Genomic DNA, 16,398 nt, shown 5'->3' with positions numbered 1-16,398 from the left:
TGGCGGGCTGCGCAACGACTGCGAGCAGCTGCGCGGGGTGGAAGAAACCACCCAAGGCAAATGATCCGGTGAGCCTGGTGCAGCGCGAGGAAGCCGTAGCGCGTTATCTCATCGCCACCGATCGCTTCGGCCAATCTCGGGGATGCTGGAAATGACTGCCAGCCTGAATGAAATCTACAAGGCGATCGGCTCGCTCGAGACTGCGGTCAAAGGACTCGCCGCGAAAATGGATGAATCGGACGCGCGCGCCGATGCCAGTAACCGCCGAGCCGACGAGCATCGCGCCACCGTGCATCGTCGCGTCGACGAATTGGTCAGCGAGGTCGGCGTGCTCAACAGCAAGGTCGCGCATGTCGAGGGCGAGCTTTCCGGTGTCACAGCGGACTTGGCCGATACAAAAGAGGTCACCGACGAGGTGCGCGCCTGGAAGCAACGCGGCATCGGCGCGCTGGCCATTGTCGGCTTCGGCGCGTCGGGGCTGACGTTTCTCATCCAGCACTATTTTGACCAGATCGCGGCGTGGTTTAGGGGGTGAGCGATAAGCCGGCGATGGCCGTCAGTGATCTCACTCAGAAGTCGAACAACTCGCCCAAGAGCGACTTCTTTTTCTTATATGGCCGGTGTGTCTGGTATTCCCGGTCGTCACGGTATCGGGGCGGATCGGGCTGGCGGCTCGAAGCCTGCCGGCGTCTGTCGTCATCGTCATCCGTTGACCGATCGATGATCTTGTCAAGTTCGCCCCGATCTAGCCACACGCCGCGGCACTTCGGGCAATAATCAATCTCGATACCTTGGCGTTCTGCCATCACCAGATCGGCGTCGTCTATCGGACACTTCATATCTATCCTCCGGGTTTTTCCATAGGTGGGCTGGATGGGCCAGGAATCAAGAAATTAGGTGCGGCCGTGATCGTCGACACCTGATACGAAAACCCCGGCCGGAGTCGGCCAAATACTCGTACTCCCAAGTAAAAAACGACAAAAACTTGCGAGGCAAGGTTGCGCAACGACAGTCGGCTACCTACCTTTCAATAATTCTACCGAATTCTGGTTAGAAAGCAGCGACCCGGCGGTGTTGGAAGCACCAGCCGGGCCAGAAATCCCACCTCGCGGTGGAGAAAGTGATCACTTGACAGGTACATGGGATTCCTCGCTCCCATTGTCAAGCCCTTTCTCTGCCGCATAACGACATCCAGAAAGGTTTATGTCGTGGCAGACGAAAATCCAAAATCCAAGAAATCACTCGCCAGCCGTCTCAAAGCCGGAGCAGCGGCGGCGATGGATTTCGTTAAGGGCGTCGTCCAGTTCGACGCATTCGCGAAATTTAAGACTGATGGCCGTGAGATCGATCTGCCGATCGATTTTGAAAGCGATACGGTCTGGGCAACGCAGGCGCAGATGGCTGATTTGTTCGGCGTTACGAAGCAAAACGTTAGCCTGCACCTTCAAAATCTATATCGCGACGGCGATCTTGACGAAAAATCAGTCTCCAAGGAATCCTTGGTAACTGCCGCTGACGGCAAGGCCTACAGAACTCCGATCTACAATCTGGATGCGATCTTGGCGGTGGGGTTCAAGGTCAGTTCGAAGAAGGCCACGGAATTCCGTAAGTGGGCATCCACCGTTCTGAAAGGATACATTCAAGACGGCTATGCTCTAAACGGCAAGCGGCTAAATTCCGACCCCGCCGCTCTGCTCAAGTTGGCGCAAGAAGTTCGCGCGATCCGGACTTCTGAAAAGAACCTCTATATGCAGGTTCGCGAGACATTCGCTCAGTGCGCTATCGACTACGACAAGGATGATCCGGCAGCCCGGACGTTCTTCTCCACCAGCCAAGATACGTTCCACTATGCGGCGTCGGGGCAGACCGCTGTTCAAATCATCATGTCGCGTGCAGACGCCTCTAAGCCAAATATGGGAGCGATCGCGCTCGGAAATCGGATACCGACGGCAAGTGACGTCACCGTCGCAAAGAACTTCTGCTCTCCGGACGAGTTGCGGAAGATGGAATTGATCGGCGAAGCATGGCTGCTCTACGCAGAAGGGATGGCCATGCAAGGGAAACAGGTGTCGATGCAGCGTCTATTGAACAAGCTAAAGGAACTGGTCGCGCAGTACGAATTCCCTGTATTTCAGGGCTATAGTGGCGGCCCCCGACGAGAGGCAGCGAATAAGTTTGCCAAGGCGCAGCTTGAACTGTTCAAGAAGAACAGCCGGCTTCCGCCGTCAGCAGCATAACCATCGTACGGCCGGCGTCGGTTGGGCGTCATCCTATCTAGTTTCACATCGCCCGCTGCCGAAAGGTGGCGGGCGCTTTTGTTGTTCGGAACCGAATCGCCCGCGCGGACTTGAGTCGCGTTGGGAGGTACCGAGTATGGGTGACAAGAATTTTGACATTCCGGTCACGGTCGAGACGGCTCAGACGGGCCGCTTCTTCACCGTCACACGTGTCGGCCAGGCGGCCGATTTTCTGGTCCACAGGTGGCCGGAGCAGAAAAAGGGACCGAAGCATCGGGCCGCCTTGCAGGCGCTGATGGATGTAATGCAAGAGCGGAAAGCCGTGGCGGCGGCTCGAGAAGCGTTCACGGCCGCCGCCAAGGAAGCGGATATCTTTATCCGAGAGGGCAGGCAGTTCGGTTAAGCGCCCTGCTTCCCCGCGCCTTCTTGGGTTTCGATCCGCGCCCGAAGGCGACGCTGCGATCCTACATCGCGACGATCGCTCGTCAACCGCCTTTGCTCGCTGCCGCGACCCTTTCCCGGGTGGTCTTGACTATCTCGGCTGCAGCCCTCTGCAAGGCCTCGCCCAGCGCTTTTCTCGCGTGGTCGAGCGCACGCGCCTGGCAGCCTTCCTCGTCGGTGTTCGGGTCGCCGAAATCGCTGACGGGCCATGTGCCAACGGCCTCGCCCCCGACAATGGCCGCATACGACCTGTGCGGCGAGGCGCTATCATCGACGTCAATGCCGACGCGGCCGTATAGATGGGCGAGGCTGACGCAATCTTCGCACGGCTTGCCGTCGGGGTAGGCCCCATAGACGAGGCTGGCGCCTTCGAGCGTCGAAATGAGGTTCCGATCGTGATCAAGCAGCGACGGCCTGCCGAGCTGCGCGGTAATCGCCTCGATGCCGTCCGGTGGCATGGCCCCGGCCAGCATCATCTCGATGGCCACGGATACTGGACCGGAGGGGCCGTTGCCGCGCTCCCATTCGAGCACCGATGCGCCTGGGTCGCGGCCTTTGAGCCGCAGCGCCCGACCGAGTTCTGCCAGATACAGCGGTCGGCCGAGCTTCCAGAGTTCTCCCAGGGTGGCGCGAGCCGCCCGCAATTCGTTACCGTTCATTTGGTACTCCTATCTGCTGGTCGCCTTGGGGAGGCCGAACCCGCTGCGCGGCCGGTATTCGCGCCACGCCAGATCCGAAAGAAGCTTCTCCATCAGGCTGGCATCCGCTTCCGTCTCGCGGCGGCTTACCTCGATCTCCTGCCACCGGCCGTTCCTGCCGCGCACGCGTGGAAATTTGGACACCGTCAGCATCCTGCCGTTGCCCAGATACGTGACAGTCAGGCTGGCGCCGAAGTTCTCTTTGTCAGGCCCGGCCGCGGTGCTCTCGCCCGGGGCCACCCCGAGCCGAAGGAACGCGCGCAGTCGCTCCGGGGTGACTGTATAGGCGGAGCCGAAGCTAGCCTTGTCGGCCTCGACGATGACCATGTGGTCGGCGATGATCCTTTCGATCATGGCTTCGTCAGGCCTGTACCTGCGCGCATCGAGTGCCGCCTGCCTGGTGGCGTCTTTCCTGGCTTCTTCTGCCGCGCGTTGGCGCTTTTCAGTTTCCTTTGCCGCGCGCACCGCCGGGTCGGCGTCATGCCAAGCCCGGTCGATCTCGGCCCTCATTCGGAGACGGGCCTCTCGATCGCCTCTTGCGGCTTCTTCCTCGGCCCATAGTTCGGCGCGCTGGGCGGCAGTCTTACCGGTTATGAGCCAAGATCCTGTAGCGGCGCTCCAGCGAGCCTTTGGAAAGCGCGCTCTGAATCTCGCATTGCGTTCGGCATCTTTCGGAAAGCTCACCGCTGCACCGGTTGCCGCCCCCATGGGGAGCGGCACGATCTTGATTTCGGTGGTGACGGTCATGTCAGGCGCTGGCCAGGAAGGCAGCGGCGGCACGCGCCAGCGCGTTCATGCCGTGGTCGCGGTTCTCGATCCAGAAGTGGGCCTCGGCGATCGAGAATAGCGCTTCCAGTTTCTCAAATCCCGACGCATGGGTGGGGTCGGCTACGAGGGCGTCAAGCTGGGCCTGGCATTCGGCGATATAGTCCACGTCGCGCGGCGTGACCGCGCCCCATTTGACGCCCGCGGCCTTGGCGAGTTGCTCCCCGAACTCGACCTGCAGGGCTGAGCGGATGTCGGTTGCCCAGGCGATCTGCTTTTCGCTGCCGGTGAGCGCGGGCATCGGCGCCACGACCTGCAAACGGCCGGCGGTACGCTCGTCGTAGAACTTGGGCTGAATGGTGATGGTGGTCATCGGATTGTCTCCCGAGGAGTGGGGCGCTGCCCCGTTGCTGATGGATTTAATATACAGGTTTTTCCCGTATATTAAAGAGGAAAAATGCGATCTACGCCTATTTTCCCTGATCTCGTCGATCAGCGCCTCGTACTCGCTGTCCAGATCGACGGGCGGCTCGCCGATGTTGCGCAGGCGCAGCGCCGCGCGCCGGAGGAGGCTGGCCAGTTCGTGGCGCGGCATATCCTCCACGTTGTCGGCGGCGTTTTCGAGGTCGACGATAAACGATTCTCGGCTCATAGAAACCGCTCCCCATCGGCCCGATGCTCGAAGCAGAACCAGTGCGACATATGCTTGGGCTTTCCGAAACCCCAACCGCCCCAGTTGCCGCAGCCGTCATGCTCGCATCGATGATCTCGCACGCCGCCGGCCGTGACTGGCGCAAAGCCTTCGGGCAGCTTTATCGGTTCGTCGCTCATAGCAAGGATCCCTGAGCCGCCTGCTCCTGAGGCTTGGCCGGTGGCTCGACCACCAGGAGCATGTCATCGGGCAGGGGCCTTTGCAGTCGCTTGGCTTCGTCCCAGGATGCCGATAGCCACACGTCAATCTCGTCGGCCGTGGTGAGGATCACCGGCATGGCCTTTGGATGGATCGACCCAACGACGCCGTTCGGCTCCGTTGTCAAAAACGCGAAAAGGTCCAGCGTCTCAAGGCCATCGCGTACTTTTCGGACGCTCTCCCACTTCGGTACCCACAACCCGGCGAAAAACATCAGCGGGCGGCTTGTGTCCCCGGAGAACCATGCGTTCGGCTTGTAGCCGCTAAGGCCAGTGGCGTCGGGCTCGGCGAAGCTGGTTACCGGCACGACACAACGGTTCTCGACCCCTAGCCAGCGGGTCCAGTGCTTACTTTCTGTCCGTCGGACGTTGGTGGTGCCTCGGTCAGGCTCCATACGCAGGAGTTCGTCAAAGTCGACCTCCTTGCCCTTTGCGCGCAATTTGTCCGCCCTCTTGCTGGCGGCCTGGTAGAGCGCCTGCTTCGATGAGGGCATTCCCCAACGCACCTTTGCCAACTCCCGCCGGCCATCGATGTTGCGGACAATTGGTGCACGATAGTCGGGATAGACGTCGAGCGATGGCTCGAGATTGCCGACGCTGTCGAAGTCGAACCGCGCCAGACGGCGGATCGCCTCCTGGTTCGTCGTCACGTTGTAGAGGTTGCACATCCGCCTCGATCCTCATTTGTGATCGGATTGATTCCATAATCGATCTTGACGGACAAGGAAAATGTTCCCATTCCGTTCTCATTATGCCGGAACCGTATTGGCCGAAACGCAAGAACGCTTTCCACCTGTCCGACGCGGATCGCAATCACACGATCATCCGCGTGCGCTGCCGCTATTGCAAACGGACAGCCTATTACAACCCCGTCGACCTGATCGTGGTTTTTGGCGACGTCGAGGTGGACGATCTCATGGTCAAGATGCGGTGCGAGCGCGGCCGCGACCATGGCCGGCTCCTAGTCGAGTGCATCAGCCCGTCCGCGGCCGATGCCGTCGGCATGAAGATACGGCGCTTGGACAGCATCCAGTTGAGGCGGATACCCATCTGGCGGGAGGACTGATGTGTTCCGCGTCCCCGAAATTACGTACCCTCTTGTGATCGACACGATCGGCAAGATGCTGGGCATGGGCGAGGAGATCACCGTCCATTGCCATGTCAACGGTTGCGAGCATTCGGGTCGCGTCAATCTGGTGAGGCTGGGCTATCGGCTAGGATTCGACCACGGATGCGAGGACGAGGACCTGCGGCCGTACTTCTATTGTCCGAAATGCCGTGGGGCCGGCCGGCCTGACAGACAAATCAGCTTTCGGTGTCACCCGCTGACCGACCCTCATTCGGACTTGCCGGCGGGAGGCGGAGTTGTCCACAGTGATTGATTTTGGTGGATGATGCGGCCGTCGTCGCGTGGGACACACATGTTGCAACCAGTTGATTTCTAACGACCGTGATTTTCCTGTCGTGGGACACAAAGGCCGCGGATTTCCGCGGTTTTTGGCGAATTTGCGGTTCTTCTCGACCGCACCATACCATGAAAATGGTATTGATCTCATTCGTCTTTTTTCGATTTCCTCGCGCGCCACCGCTCCAAGGTGAGGGCGCTGGGCGTTTCCGGTCTTTTCCGGAGCCTGGCTCGGCGCGGCGTCCGATCCGTAGAGACTCGTCTCCGTTCCGCCCTCCTGAGAGCCTGTTTGTGATTCTGCCGCCTGCTTTGGCTACGGGCACTCCCGTCGTCGGTCGGCCTGCATCGTCGATTGCTCGGACTGGAGCTTTTCGATCCTGGTCATCTGCCGGTTCTTGATGACGGACACGGCTTTCGCTCCGCCTGGCACCCAGAACGGCACGTTCAGGCTGTTGATCTTGCCGCGGTTGAGGGCAACGGTGGTGATGCCCTTGGAGTTGTCGCCGATCTCGCGATTGAGGGTCGCGCACGAGGTTTCGGGCTGCTTGGCCGATGCACAACCAGCCAATGCGGCCAGGGCCGCGATCTGAACTGTTCTCATCATGAAGGGGAACATACCGCCTAACCGCCCGTCGGCAAGGCAACCGTGCGTTGAAACGAAACCGTCACGAGCAAGCCGTTCGCCGTTGTCTACGAAAAATCGCCATTGGCGCGGCCGCCGCGGCCTGCCCAAGGTTGGCGAAGAAGCCTTGAACCGGTGGTGTCGTCTGCTTTCAATGGGTACAGTCGGCTATGGCTGGCTGCTTGATTCCCGCAATCCTGATGATCGTTGGCGCCGTCGTCGGCGTGTTGGCAGGTGGCGAGATCGGCAGCATCTATGGCGCCGCGCTCGGGCTTGCGGTCGGTGGAATCGCGATGGTGATCCTGGTTTTCCTGATGTCTATGGCCAAGCGGTAGCCAGCGCCGCTACATGACGGCATGGACCATCTATCGACACTGACCGGTACGGTCACCGCGCGCCAGGAAATCAAGAAGAGCCGGTTTGCGGCAGTGGCGGGGCCGGTTGAAGACGAGTCGGCGGCAAAGGCGTTCATAGCCGCGCATTCCGACCAGGCGGCGAATCATAATTGCTGGGCGTGGCGGATCGGGCAGGCCTCCCGATTCAGCGATGATGGGGAACCGGGCGGAACGGCCGGCAAGCCGATCTTGCAGGCGATCGACGGGCAGTCGCTCGATCGCGTTGCCGTCGTCGTCACGCGCTGGTTCGGGGGTATTCTGCTTGGAAGCGGCGGATTGATCCGGGCCTATGGCGGCACGGCGGCCATGTGCCTGCGGGAGGCCGAAAAGGCGCCTCTCGTCGAAACCTTGCCGGCATCGGTCGCATGCGGATTTAGCGACCTGTCGCTTGTTCAATCACGGCTGGAAGCGGTTCCGGGCGTTCACGTCCATGCGCTACGGTTCAATGAGACGGGCGCAGAAATTCGTCTTTCACTTCCCAAAAGCGCTGCGGACGAGATAGGCCGCATGGTCGCCGACCTGACGAGCGGGCGAGCCACCGTCAAGCTGGATCCGTGACGGCGGTGGCAACGCCGGCGATCGATGGACGATAGCGCAACTTCTTGATATTTTTGGTTGGGCACCTCCGCCGACGGAGGCTACAGCGATGCGTTCAACGACCGCCATTTTCCTGGTGGCTTCGGCAGCTTTGGTTTGGCTCGGGCAGGCAGGCAGCTTCGCCCAGGATGTTGATCCGATCAGGATCACGATAGCCCATTTCGATTTTGTGGATACTTCCGGCGAGGTCCAGGACCAGACCGCCAAGCATGAGAAGCTGCTTCGGCTATTTGAGGAGCATCTGCAGAAAACTTTTGGAGAGGACGGCCGTCTCGAAATCGTTCCCATGCCGTGCAGCTCGGGGCGCTGCTCGCTGGCCGATCCGGGTCTTGGCCAGTTGAAGAGCCAGGCCAGGACGGCCAACGCCAGATACATTCTTGCAGGCGGCATCCACAAGATGAGCACGCTGATCGGATGGGCCAAGTTTGTCGTGGTCGACCTGGAGAACGAAGGCCGGGTTTGCGACCGCCTTCTAACCTACCGGGGCGATACGCCGGAAGCGTGGCGGCGCTCGGCCGAGTTCGGTGGCAAGGACGTCATAAAGACCTGTTTCCCCTGAGATGAAGCCATCCGGCTGCCGCCGGGACTTTGCTGGCCACAGCCGTCGATGCGCTCGACAACGCAGGAACGTCGGGCGGGAAGGCTGCCGGCCTGCGCCGCCTGACTTTTCGTTCGGTCGTCAGCCTGTCATAAAATGCCGCTACGCACGCCCGGTTCACCGGCTTATTACCCGCAGCGGAGCGTAAAGCATGGTCATTTTCGGGTGCGCAAGGGGTGCATTTAGTTTGATATTCCGGCACCTTGCGCGCTAGACGTGGCGCGCACCCTTTTCCCCGGACCTTGGCAGCGGGACGCCTGATGGAAAGTCAAAACGAACAGGCGGCCGGCGCCACCCCATCGGACACCATCCACGCCGATATCTATGACGAGGATGGCGTGATGCGCGCCTCGTTCCTCGCCCAGGTCGGGGCGGCGATCGCGGATCGCGACACGCTCACCCTCAAGCGGTATGTGGACGACCTCCACCAGTCGGAACTCGGCGACCTGCTGGAGGCCCTGCAGCCGGACCAGCGCCACGCCCTGGTGGAACTGTTGGGCACCGACTTCGACTTTTCCGCGCTGACGGAAGTCGACGACACGATCCGCGCCGAGATCGTCGACAGCCTGCCGAACGAGCAGATCGCCCAGGCCGTCCAGGAACTCGATTCCGACGACGCGGTCTACATTCTGGAAGACCTCGACGAGGACGACCAGAACGAAATCCTTTCGCAACTGCCGTTCACCGAGCGCATCAGGCTGAGGCGCTCGCTCGATTACCCGGAAGAGACCGCCGGGCGCCGCATGCAGACCGAGTTCGTCGCCGTGCCGCCCTTCTGGACCATCGGCCAGACGATCGACTACATGCGCGAGGACAACAACCTTCCCGACCGCTTCAGCCAGATTTTCGTGATCGACCCGAGCTTCAAGCTGCTCGGCGCCATCGATCTCGACCAGATTCTGCGCACCAAGCGCGGCACCAAGGTCGAGGAGGTGATGCACGAGACGCGGCACGCCATTCCCGCCACCATGGATCAGGAAGAGGCGGCGCGCGAATTCGAGCAGTACGACCTTCTGTCGGCCGCCGTCGTCGACGAGAACGAGCGGCTGGTCGGCGTGCTCACCATCGACGACGTCGTCGACGTCATCCAGCAGGAGGCCGAGGAAGACCTGATGCGCATGGGCGGCGTCGGCGACGAAGAACTGTCCGACACCGTATTGGCGACATCGCGCTCGCGCGTGCCCTGGCTCCTGGTCAATCTGTTCACGGCCTTTCTGGCCGCTTCCGTCATCGGTCTTTTCGACCGTACCATCGAGCATATCGTGGCGCTCGCGGTCCTGATGCCGATCGTCGCCGGCATGGGCGGCAATGCCGCCTCCCAGACCATGACCGTCACCGTGCGCGCGCTGGCGACCAAGGATCTCGACATCTACAACGCCTGGCGCATCATTCGCCGCGAAATGGGCGTCGGCTCCATCAACGGCATCGTCTTCGCTATCCTCATCGGCGCCGTGGCGGCGCTGTGGTTCCACGATGCCAATCTCGGCGGCATCATCGCCGCCGCCATGATCATCAACATGTTCGTGGCAGCGGTCGCTGGCATCCTCATCCCGCTCCTTCTCGACCGCCTTCACGTCGACCCGGCCGTGGCCTCGGCCGTCTTCGTCACCACCGTGACCGACGTGGTCGGCTTTTTCGCCTTCCTCGGGCTCGCGACCTGGTGGTTCGGCGTTCCCTGATCAACAGCCTAGTCCGGCAAGCGCGCCGGAACTTGCGGTAGAACCCGGCAAGATTCATCTCGCCGATTGACTTTTACGTAAATGACATGCGAAATCCGCGCGCGAAAGCCGGCTTTGTATGCACGGCTGCGCCTGTTCGTGCACATGCCGTCGAAGGGGGGAGGCCATTCTTCGACAGGGGAGTTTGGATGCGTGAATATTATTCGATCACCGAACTGACCCGAGAGTTCGACATTTCGACGCGAACGCTGCGGTTCTATGAGGACGAGGGCCTGATCCAGCCGGTCCGGCGTGGCCGAACGCGGCTTTTTCGCCCCTCGGACCGCCATCTCATCCGCCAGATTCTGCGTGGCAAGCGGCTCGGATTTTCCATCAACGAGATCCGCGAGATCATCCAGATGTACAAGGCGCCGCCCGGCGAGGTCGGGCAACTGAAGCTGATGATCAAGCGGATCGAGGAAAAGCGCGAGGATTTGCGGCAGAAGCGCCGCGACCTGGAAGAGACGCTGGCCGAACTCGATCAGGCCGAGGAATCCTGTGTAGAGCGTCTGGTGGAACTGGGCGTCACCACCTGATCCAGCCGATGCGGCTAAGCCCTACAGCCAGCGCCGAACCCGCTTCTGGTAGTCGCGATATTTCTTGCCGAAGTTCAGCGCCAGCACCTTTTCCTCGCGCTCGATCGCGAGTTTTGAAACCGCGAACGACGCGATGAAGGCCAGCACTACGAACCAGGCCATGCCGCCGGCGAGGCCGATGGCGATCAGAAGCAGGCTGTTGGCCAGGTAGATCGGGTTGCGCGACATCGAGAACGGCCCGGTCGTGACCAGATGCGCGGGCATGCCGTTCGGGTGGATGGTGGTCCTGGCCGCGATCATGATCCGGAAGGCGGTGGCCCACAGGGCGATGACCGCCAGCACGACCAGCAGGCCGATGACGAACAGCAGGTCGCCAAGCAGGCCGACTATCCAGGGCAGGGGATAAAACACGGTGAGGAGAACCGCGATCACGATCGCCGAAAGGTAGATCAGCGGCGGCCATGGCAGCCAGCCGGCTTTTGCATCGGTTTCGCTCACTGCGTTTCTCCCCCTGTCACCGCCTCGTCGGTCGTTGCCGTGCACATGCCGGCCATTTCCGTCACATGCGCCCGCAGTTCCGGGTCTTCGTGCCCGCCGCTCATGCGCTGGAGCGTGCCGTCCTTGCCCAGGGCATCGAGCATGCAGCCACAATAGGCGGTACAAAACGCGCTGTCTCGGGTTTCCTCGCACGAGGCGGCGCAGGAATGGAGGAACCCCTGCTCATTGGTTTGCACGGGCGCCGGCGATATCTGCGAGAACAGCCATACGCAGGCAATCAGCACCGGCTGGTGGATCAGGTAGAAGGCAAGGCTGTGCCGGCCGATGAAGACCAGCGGGCGCACGAAACGGTTGGCCGGGAAAGTGCCGAGCCAGGCCAGCAGGCCGGACGTGACGGCGAGCCGTGTCGCGCCGATGCCGGCAAGCACCGCGCCGAACCACGGGAAGATCGGCACATAATCGTTGGAGCGCGGGATCACTGTCGAGAGCCCGACCCACCAGAGCAGGGGGTGGTCGAACAGGCCGAAGCTCAGGAAGAACGGTGCGGCGATGACCAGCGCCGCGACCAGCAAGGTGAGCAGGCCCGGCAGCCGCACGAACAACAGGCCGAGCAGGCTCGCCACGGTTATTTCATGCAGGATGCCGAAAAAGATGAATTCATCCGGGATGGCGACCAGCGTCACGGCCGTGATGGCGAGCGCGGCGCCTCCCACCATGGCGAGGCGTCTCCAGAACCCGCGCCAGCGGATTCCCCGGCCATGTGCGAGAACGAGGCTGACGCCGACGAGGAACAGGAAAGTGCTGGCGATGCAGCGGGCATAGAGTTTCCAGCCGCCGAACGCCGTCAGGCTGGGATCGGTATAGCCGAAGAAGCCGAGGTCCCAGGTAAAGTGGTAACTCGCCATCGCAAGCAGCGCGAGGCCGCGCGCCACGTCGATGGCAATGATGCGTTTTGATGCGAGGGCAGGCGGCGCGGGCGGATCGATGCTCATGCGGGAACCTTGCTGCTTTCGATTGCTAACGATTACCATGCCGGTCACGGCGGGCGAGAGCTGAAACGGCTTACGATCCGCAATCCGACCGCCTGGCTTTTGGGCCACTGCGCGGAAACGGTTGGCGGTATCGCTTTTGGGGCCGCAAGGGTCGGTTTCCTGCTACCGGGAACGATAGCGAATCGTCACATCGTCGCGGAATTGCGAGAGTAACAGACGCCCATGGCCATCCATGTCCGCCATCCGATGTGGCTGCCTTCCGTAAAGCATGCGGGGGCTCGCACTTTCGCCTCGCTTTATACGGTCGAATCCTTTGCCCGCGCGACCGTCTCCAGCGTCATCCCGATCCAGGCCTACGAAATCCTGCGCAACGAGCAGACGGTTTCGGTGCTTTACACAGCCGTTTCGCTGCTCGGCCTGTCGGTAACGCTGTTCATGCCGATCCTCATCCATCGCTTTGCGCGGCGCTGGGTCTACACGGCAGGCGCCTGCCTGCTTGCCGTCGGCTCGCTGTTTTTCGTGACGCATACGCTGGTCGGCCAGTTCCTCGGCATGCTTTGCCGCGTCATGGGCGCCAGCGCGCTATCCATCACGCTCAACCTCTACATCATGGACCACATCCGCAAGACGGATTTCATGCGCTCCGAATCGCTGCGCATGGCCTGGTCCATGGTGGCCTGGACCTGCGGGCCGACGCTCGGCATCTTCCTCTATTCGCATTTCGGCATCTATGCCGCCCATGGCGCGGTGGCGGCCTTCGCCCTGTTCCTGCTGGCGCTGTTCTGGTTCTATCGCCTCAGCGACAACCAGTTGATCGCGGCCGGCAAGAGCCGGGCGATCAACCCGATCGCCAACATCGGCCGCTTCGTCTCGCAGCCGCGCCTGCGCCTTGCCTGGCTGATCGCCTTCGGGCGCTCCTGCTTCTGGACGACGTTCTTCGTCTACGGTCCGCTGTTCATGGTCATCACCGGCCAGGGCGACATCGCCGGCGGCTTGCTGATCTCGGCCGGCAACGGCCTGCTGTTCATGGCCATCTTCTGGGGCAAGGCCGGCCGACGTTTTGGGGCGAGGCGCATCATCACGCTTGCTTTCGCCTGCATGACGCTGTCGCTTTTCGCGGCCGGCTCGATCGGCGCGGCCGCTCCGCTGCTTACCGCCGGCCTGCTGCTGGTCGGGGCCTTCTTCGTCATCGCGCTCGATGCGCTGGGTTCCACGGTGTTCATGCGCGCGGTGCACCCGTATGAGCGGGCGCAGATGGCGGCGGTCTACCGCACCTATCTGGACTTTTCCGAACTCACCCCGCCGATGGTCTACTCCGTCGTGCTTGCCTTCTTCGGGTTGGGGTCGGTATTCGTGACGCTAAGCTTCCTCACGCTGGCCTGTGCCGTCGTCTCCTGGCGCTACCTGCCGAAGAAGATGTAAACGACAGTCAATGCGTGAGTGACAACGAGCGATGACCGGCTTGGCTGAACGAAACCTGACTTTGCTGATCGGCGGCGCGCGCTCCGGCAAGAGCAGCCACGCCGAGCAACTGGTGAGGCGGTATCCGGCGCCGTGGGCCTATATCGCGACGGCACAAGCCTATGACGAGGAGATGCGCGAGCGCATCGCCCTGCACCGGGCGCAGCGCGGCGACGGCTGGCAGACCCTCGACGCGCCGCTCGACCTCGTAGGCGCCATCGAGGCGGTGCCCGACGGACGCCCGATGTTGATCGATTGCCTGACGCTGTGGCTGACCAACCACATGCTGGCCGAGCACGATGTCGCGGCGGAATGTGCGAAGCTCGTGCAATGCCTGTCGAAGCCGCGCGGCCCGTGGTTCGTGGTCTCCAACGAGGTCGGGCAGGGCATCGTCCCCGACAATGCGCTGGCGCGCCGCTTTCGCGATGCCGCCGGGCGCCTCAACCAGCAGGTCGCCGCCGTCGCCGATAGCGTGATCCTGATGGTGGCGGGGCTGCCGATGAAGGTGAAGTGACGGCAGCGGCGTCTAGAAAAGCGCCGCCGCCAGCGCCAGCAAGCCGAAAAGGGCGACCAGCAGGAGATCGGCCGCCCAGTAGAGCCGTAGCGCCCGCCTGATATCGGCGCTGGTCGCCTCCCGCCGGCCGCCTTCGCCCATGAACGGATCGTCGGCCAGGACCCCGCCATAAACGCGCGGCCCGGCCAGTGCCAGCCCGAGCGCCCCGGCCATCGCCGCTTCCGGCCAGCCGGCATTGGGCGAGCAGTGTTTTCCGGCATCGCGCCAGATCGCGTCCCATGCCCGCCGCGGGCTGGCGCCCTCAATGAAATTCGCTCCGGCCACGACGAGCAGCGCGGTCAACCGCGACGCTGGCAAGTTGACGAGGTCGTCGAAGCGGGCGGCGGCCCACCCGAACGCCTGGTGGCGCGGCGAACGATGCCCGATCATCGAATCGGCGGTGTTGGCGGCCTTATAGGCAACGCCCCCTGGCAACCCGCCGATGGCCAGCCAGAACGCCGGCGCGACGATGCCGTCGGAAAAATTTTCGGCCAGGCTCTCGATTGCTGCGCGGCTGACACCGGCCGTGTCGAGCGTTTCCGGATCGCGGCCGACGATCATCGACACCGCTTGTCGCCCGGCCGGCAATCCCCCCTGATCCAGCGCGTCGGCGACCGCCTCGACATGCTCGGCAAGGCTTTTCTGCGATAGAAGCGTGCTGCCCAGCAGGGCGACAGCGAGAAAGCCGAGCGGAATCGGCAGCAGCGCCCGCTCGATGCCGAAAGCGATGGCCGCAGAGACGGCGACGAGCACCAGCAAGGCTATGACGCCGCAAATGCGCCGCGTGTGGTCGGCATCGGTGGCGCGGTTGAGCGTTTTATCGAGAAGGGTTATCAACCTGCCGATCCATGTGACCGGATGACCGGCGAGACGGAACAGTCGGTCCGGGTAGCCCAGCCGGATTTCGACAGCCAGCGACAGGAAAGCGATCAGCATGGACATGGGGATTCTGCAACAGGCGATGGCGGCGGTCGATCACGGCGGAAGCCTTGCCCGGGCGAGAGCGCTGTTTCCACAGGCGCCCGAACCGTTCGTCGATCTCTCGACCGGGATCAACCCGCACTCCTATCCGCTTTTCGACCTGCCCGCCACCGCGCTGTTGCGCTTGCCGGAACAGCAGCGGCTGCACGACCTCAAGGCGGTGGCGGCGGCAGCCTATGGCGCGCCCTCGCTGCAGGAGGTGGTTGCCGCGCCCGGAACCCAGATCCTGTTGCCGCAGGTAGCGCGGCTGGTGCGTCCGGGCAGGGCGGCGGTATTGTCGCCCACCTATGCCGAGCATGCGCGCGCGGCGGCCATCGCCGGGCATGCGGTGCGGGAGGCGCAGGATTTCGACGAACTGGCCAACGCCGATCTTGCCGTAGTGGTCAACCCGAACAACCCGGACGGCCGCGTGATCGAGCGCACCCGCCTTCTGGCTCTGGCCGAGAAGCTGCGCGCGAAAGGCGGCCTTCTGATCGTGGACGAGGCCTTTATGGACGTGGGGCCGCGCGAGCAGAGCCTCGCCGGCGATGTCGGGCAGGGCGGCATCGTGGTGCTGCGCTCGTTCGGCAAATTCTTCGGCATAGCCGGCGCGCGCCTGGGCTTCGCCTTGGCCGAGCCCGAAACGGCAGGCCGCCTCGAAACGCAACTCGGTCCATGGGCCGTGTCCGGCCCGGCGCTGGAATACGGGTTCCGCGCGCTGAGTGACCGAAACTGGCAGGACGCCATGCGGGCGAGGCTGCACGACGAATCGGGACGGCTCGACGCGCTTTTCCTCCGTCACGACGCCCCGGTTGGCGGCGGCACGCCGCTCTACCGCTATCTCGACTTTCCGCAGGCCGCAGGCCTGTTTTCCGCGCTCGGCCGCCGGGGCATCCTGCTCCGACACTACGACGAGCGCCCCACGGTGTTGCGGGCAGGCTTGCCGGGCAACGAGGAAGAATGGTCGCGCCTGGAAACCGCGCTCCGAGAATGGGCCGGGGAGCGACGCTGAT

Annotated in this window: 22 protein-coding genes; 12 read left to right on the top strand and 10 right to left on the bottom strand. The window is 62.6% G+C overall.

Annotated elements, in window-relative coordinates; translation table 11 throughout:
- Positions 1-151: 151 nt before the first annotated feature.
- Positions 152-535, top strand: coding sequence for a DUF1515 family protein (locus tag ACFOHJ_RS14890; protein WP_378221794.1), 384 nt, complete (start codon positions 152-154; stop codon positions 533-535).
- Positions 536-569: 34 nt separating this feature from the next.
- Here the strand turns inward: ACFOHJ_RS14890 and ACFOHJ_RS14885 are convergent, their stop codons facing one another.
- On the bottom strand, positions 570-839 hold the full coding sequence (locus ACFOHJ_RS14885) for a TFIIB-type zinc ribbon-containing protein (protein ID WP_378221792.1): 270 nt from the start codon (positions 837-839) through the stop codon (positions 570-572).
- A 369-nt stretch (positions 840-1,208) separates the two neighbouring features.
- Between ACFOHJ_RS14885 and rhuM the strand changes: the two genes are divergently transcribed.
- Together rhuM and ACFOHJ_RS14875 are read left to right on the top strand one after the other, a co-directional pair.
- Positions 1,209-2,237, top strand: coding sequence for a RhuM family protein (rhuM, locus tag ACFOHJ_RS14880; RefSeq protein ID WP_378221790.1), 1,029 nt, complete (start codon positions 1,209-1,211; stop codon positions 2,235-2,237).
- Between the two features lie 136 nt (positions 2,238-2,373).
- Positions 2,374-2,640: a DUF982 domain-containing protein gene (locus ACFOHJ_RS14875; RefSeq protein ID WP_378221789.1), complete on the top strand. Its 267-nt coding sequence runs from the start codon at positions 2,374-2,376 to the stop codon at positions 2,638-2,640.
- A gap of 82 nt (positions 2,641-2,722) precedes the next feature.
- On the opposite strand, the gene ACFOHJ_RS14870 is transcribed toward ACFOHJ_RS14875, so the two are convergent.
- From ACFOHJ_RS14870 to ACFOHJ_RS14850, 5 genes are read right to left on the bottom strand one after another with little or no spacing between them, the layout of a single operon-like run.
- Positions 2,723-3,337, bottom strand: coding sequence for a hypothetical protein (locus tag ACFOHJ_RS14870; RefSeq protein ID WP_378221788.1), 615 nt, complete (start codon positions 3,335-3,337; stop codon positions 2,723-2,725).
- 9 nt (positions 3,338-3,346) lie between these two features.
- Positions 3,347-4,123, bottom strand: a complete 777-nt coding sequence (locus ACFOHJ_RS14865; protein WP_378221786.1) for a hypothetical protein — start codon at positions 4,121-4,123, stop codon at positions 3,347-3,349.
- Between the two features lies 1 nt (position 4,124).
- Positions 4,125-4,736 carry a hypothetical protein gene (locus tag ACFOHJ_RS14860; protein ID WP_378221784.1) on the bottom strand — a complete coding sequence of 204 codons (612 nt, stop codon included), beginning with the start codon at positions 4,734-4,736 and terminating at the stop codon, positions 4,125-4,127.
- Positions 4,737-4,789: 53 nt separating this feature from the next.
- A complete protein-coding gene (locus ACFOHJ_RS14855; RefSeq protein ID WP_378221783.1) occupies positions 4,790-4,972 on the bottom strand; it encodes a hypothetical protein in 183 nt (60 codons plus the stop codon).
- A complete protein-coding gene (locus ACFOHJ_RS14850) occupies positions 4,969-5,718 on the bottom strand; it encodes an SOS response-associated peptidase (RefSeq protein WP_378221781.1) in 750 nt (249 codons plus the stop codon). Before ACFOHJ_RS14850 ends, ACFOHJ_RS14855 begins: the two co-directional genes overlap by 4 nt.
- Before the next feature lie 83 nt (positions 5,719-5,801).
- Here ACFOHJ_RS14850 and ACFOHJ_RS14845 point away from each other — a divergent pair, with 83 nt between their 5' ends.
- Positions 5,802-6,116: a hypothetical protein gene (locus ACFOHJ_RS14845; RefSeq protein ID WP_378221779.1), complete on the top strand. Its 315-nt coding sequence runs from the start codon at positions 5,802-5,804 to the stop codon at positions 6,114-6,116.
- 652 nt (positions 6,117-6,768) lie between these two features.
- On the opposite strand, the gene ACFOHJ_RS14840 is transcribed toward ACFOHJ_RS14845, so the two are convergent.
- Positions 6,769-7,059, bottom strand: coding sequence for a hypothetical protein (locus ACFOHJ_RS14840; RefSeq protein WP_378221777.1), 291 nt, complete (start codon positions 7,057-7,059; stop codon positions 6,769-6,771).
- Positions 7,060-7,277: 218 nt separating this feature from the next.
- On the opposite strand from ACFOHJ_RS14840, the gene ACFOHJ_RS14835 reads away from it, so the two are divergent.
- The 5 genes from ACFOHJ_RS14835 (at position 7,278) to ACFOHJ_RS14815 (ending at position 10,921) form a co-directional block, all read left to right on the top strand.
- The gene (locus ACFOHJ_RS14835; protein WP_378221775.1) at positions 7,278-7,412 is read left to right on the top strand and encodes a hypothetical protein; all 135 of its coding nucleotides are present in this window, start codon (positions 7,278-7,280) and stop codon (positions 7,410-7,412) included.
- Positions 7,413-7,433: 21 nt separating this feature from the next.
- Positions 7,434-8,030 (top strand): IMPACT family protein, encoded by a 597-nt coding sequence (locus tag ACFOHJ_RS14830; RefSeq protein ID WP_378221773.1) that lies wholly within the window; start codon positions 7,434-7,436, stop codon positions 8,028-8,030.
- Positions 8,031-8,145: 115 nt separating this feature from the next.
- A complete protein-coding gene (locus ACFOHJ_RS14825) occupies positions 8,146-8,628 on the top strand; it encodes a DUF2380 domain-containing protein (protein WP_378221772.1) in 483 nt (160 codons plus the stop codon).
- A gap of 299 nt (positions 8,629-8,927) precedes the next feature.
- Complete coding sequence (gene mgtE / locus ACFOHJ_RS14820) at positions 8,928-10,346, top strand: magnesium transporter (protein WP_378221770.1); 1,419 nt, start codon at positions 8,928-8,930, stop codon at positions 10,344-10,346.
- A gap of 188 nt (positions 10,347-10,534) precedes the next feature.
- Complete coding sequence (locus ACFOHJ_RS14815; RefSeq protein ID WP_378221768.1) at positions 10,535-10,921, top strand: MerR family transcriptional regulator; 387 nt, start codon at positions 10,535-10,537, stop codon at positions 10,919-10,921.
- Between the two features lie 21 nt (positions 10,922-10,942).
- Here the strand turns inward: ACFOHJ_RS14815 and ACFOHJ_RS14810 are convergent, their stop codons facing one another.
- Both ACFOHJ_RS14810 and ACFOHJ_RS14805 read right to left on the bottom strand, forming a co-directional pair.
- A complete protein-coding gene (locus ACFOHJ_RS14810; protein WP_378221766.1) occupies positions 10,943-11,419 on the bottom strand; it encodes a methyltransferase family protein in 477 nt (158 codons plus the stop codon).
- Positions 11,416-12,411, bottom strand: a complete 996-nt coding sequence (locus ACFOHJ_RS14805) for a heparan-alpha-glucosaminide N-acetyltransferase (RefSeq protein WP_378221764.1) — start codon at positions 12,409-12,411, stop codon at positions 11,416-11,418. Before ACFOHJ_RS14805 ends, ACFOHJ_RS14810 begins: the two co-directional genes overlap by 4 nt.
- Before the next feature lie 222 nt (positions 12,412-12,633).
- On the opposite strand from ACFOHJ_RS14805, the gene ACFOHJ_RS14800 reads away from it, so the two are divergent.
- Entirely contained in the window at positions 12,634-13,833 is a 1,200-nt protein-coding gene (locus ACFOHJ_RS14800) for an MFS transporter (RefSeq protein WP_378221762.1), read from the top strand.
- 40 nt (positions 13,834-13,873) lie between these two features.
- Positions 13,874-14,386: a bifunctional adenosylcobinamide kinase/adenosylcobinamide-phosphate guanylyltransferase gene (cobU, locus tag ACFOHJ_RS14795; protein ID WP_378221760.1), complete on the top strand. Its 513-nt coding sequence runs from the start codon at positions 13,874-13,876 to the stop codon at positions 14,384-14,386.
- Between the two features lie 12 nt (positions 14,387-14,398).
- Here the strand turns inward: cobU and cbiB are convergent, their stop codons facing one another.
- A complete protein-coding gene (cbiB, locus tag ACFOHJ_RS14790; protein WP_378221759.1) occupies positions 14,399-15,367 on the bottom strand; it encodes an adenosylcobinamide-phosphate synthase CbiB in 969 nt (322 codons plus the stop codon).
- Here cbiB and cobD point away from each other — a divergent pair.
- On the top strand, positions 15,366-16,397 hold the full coding sequence (gene cobD / locus ACFOHJ_RS14785) for a threonine-phosphate decarboxylase CobD (RefSeq protein ID WP_378221804.1): 1,032 nt from the start codon (positions 15,366-15,368) through the stop codon (positions 16,395-16,397). The genes cbiB and cobD overlap by 2 nt on opposite strands.
- The last annotated feature ends 1 nt before the right edge of the window (position 16,398 follow it).

Source organism: Aquamicrobium soli (assembly GCF_042646345.1).
Taxonomy (GTDB): Bacteria; Pseudomonadota; Alphaproteobacteria; order Rhizobiales; family Rhizobiaceae; genus Mesorhizobium; species Mesorhizobium soli_A.
The sequence above is the reverse complement of the archived record's forward strand: the minus strand, read 5'-3'. Positions and strand labels throughout refer to the sequence as shown.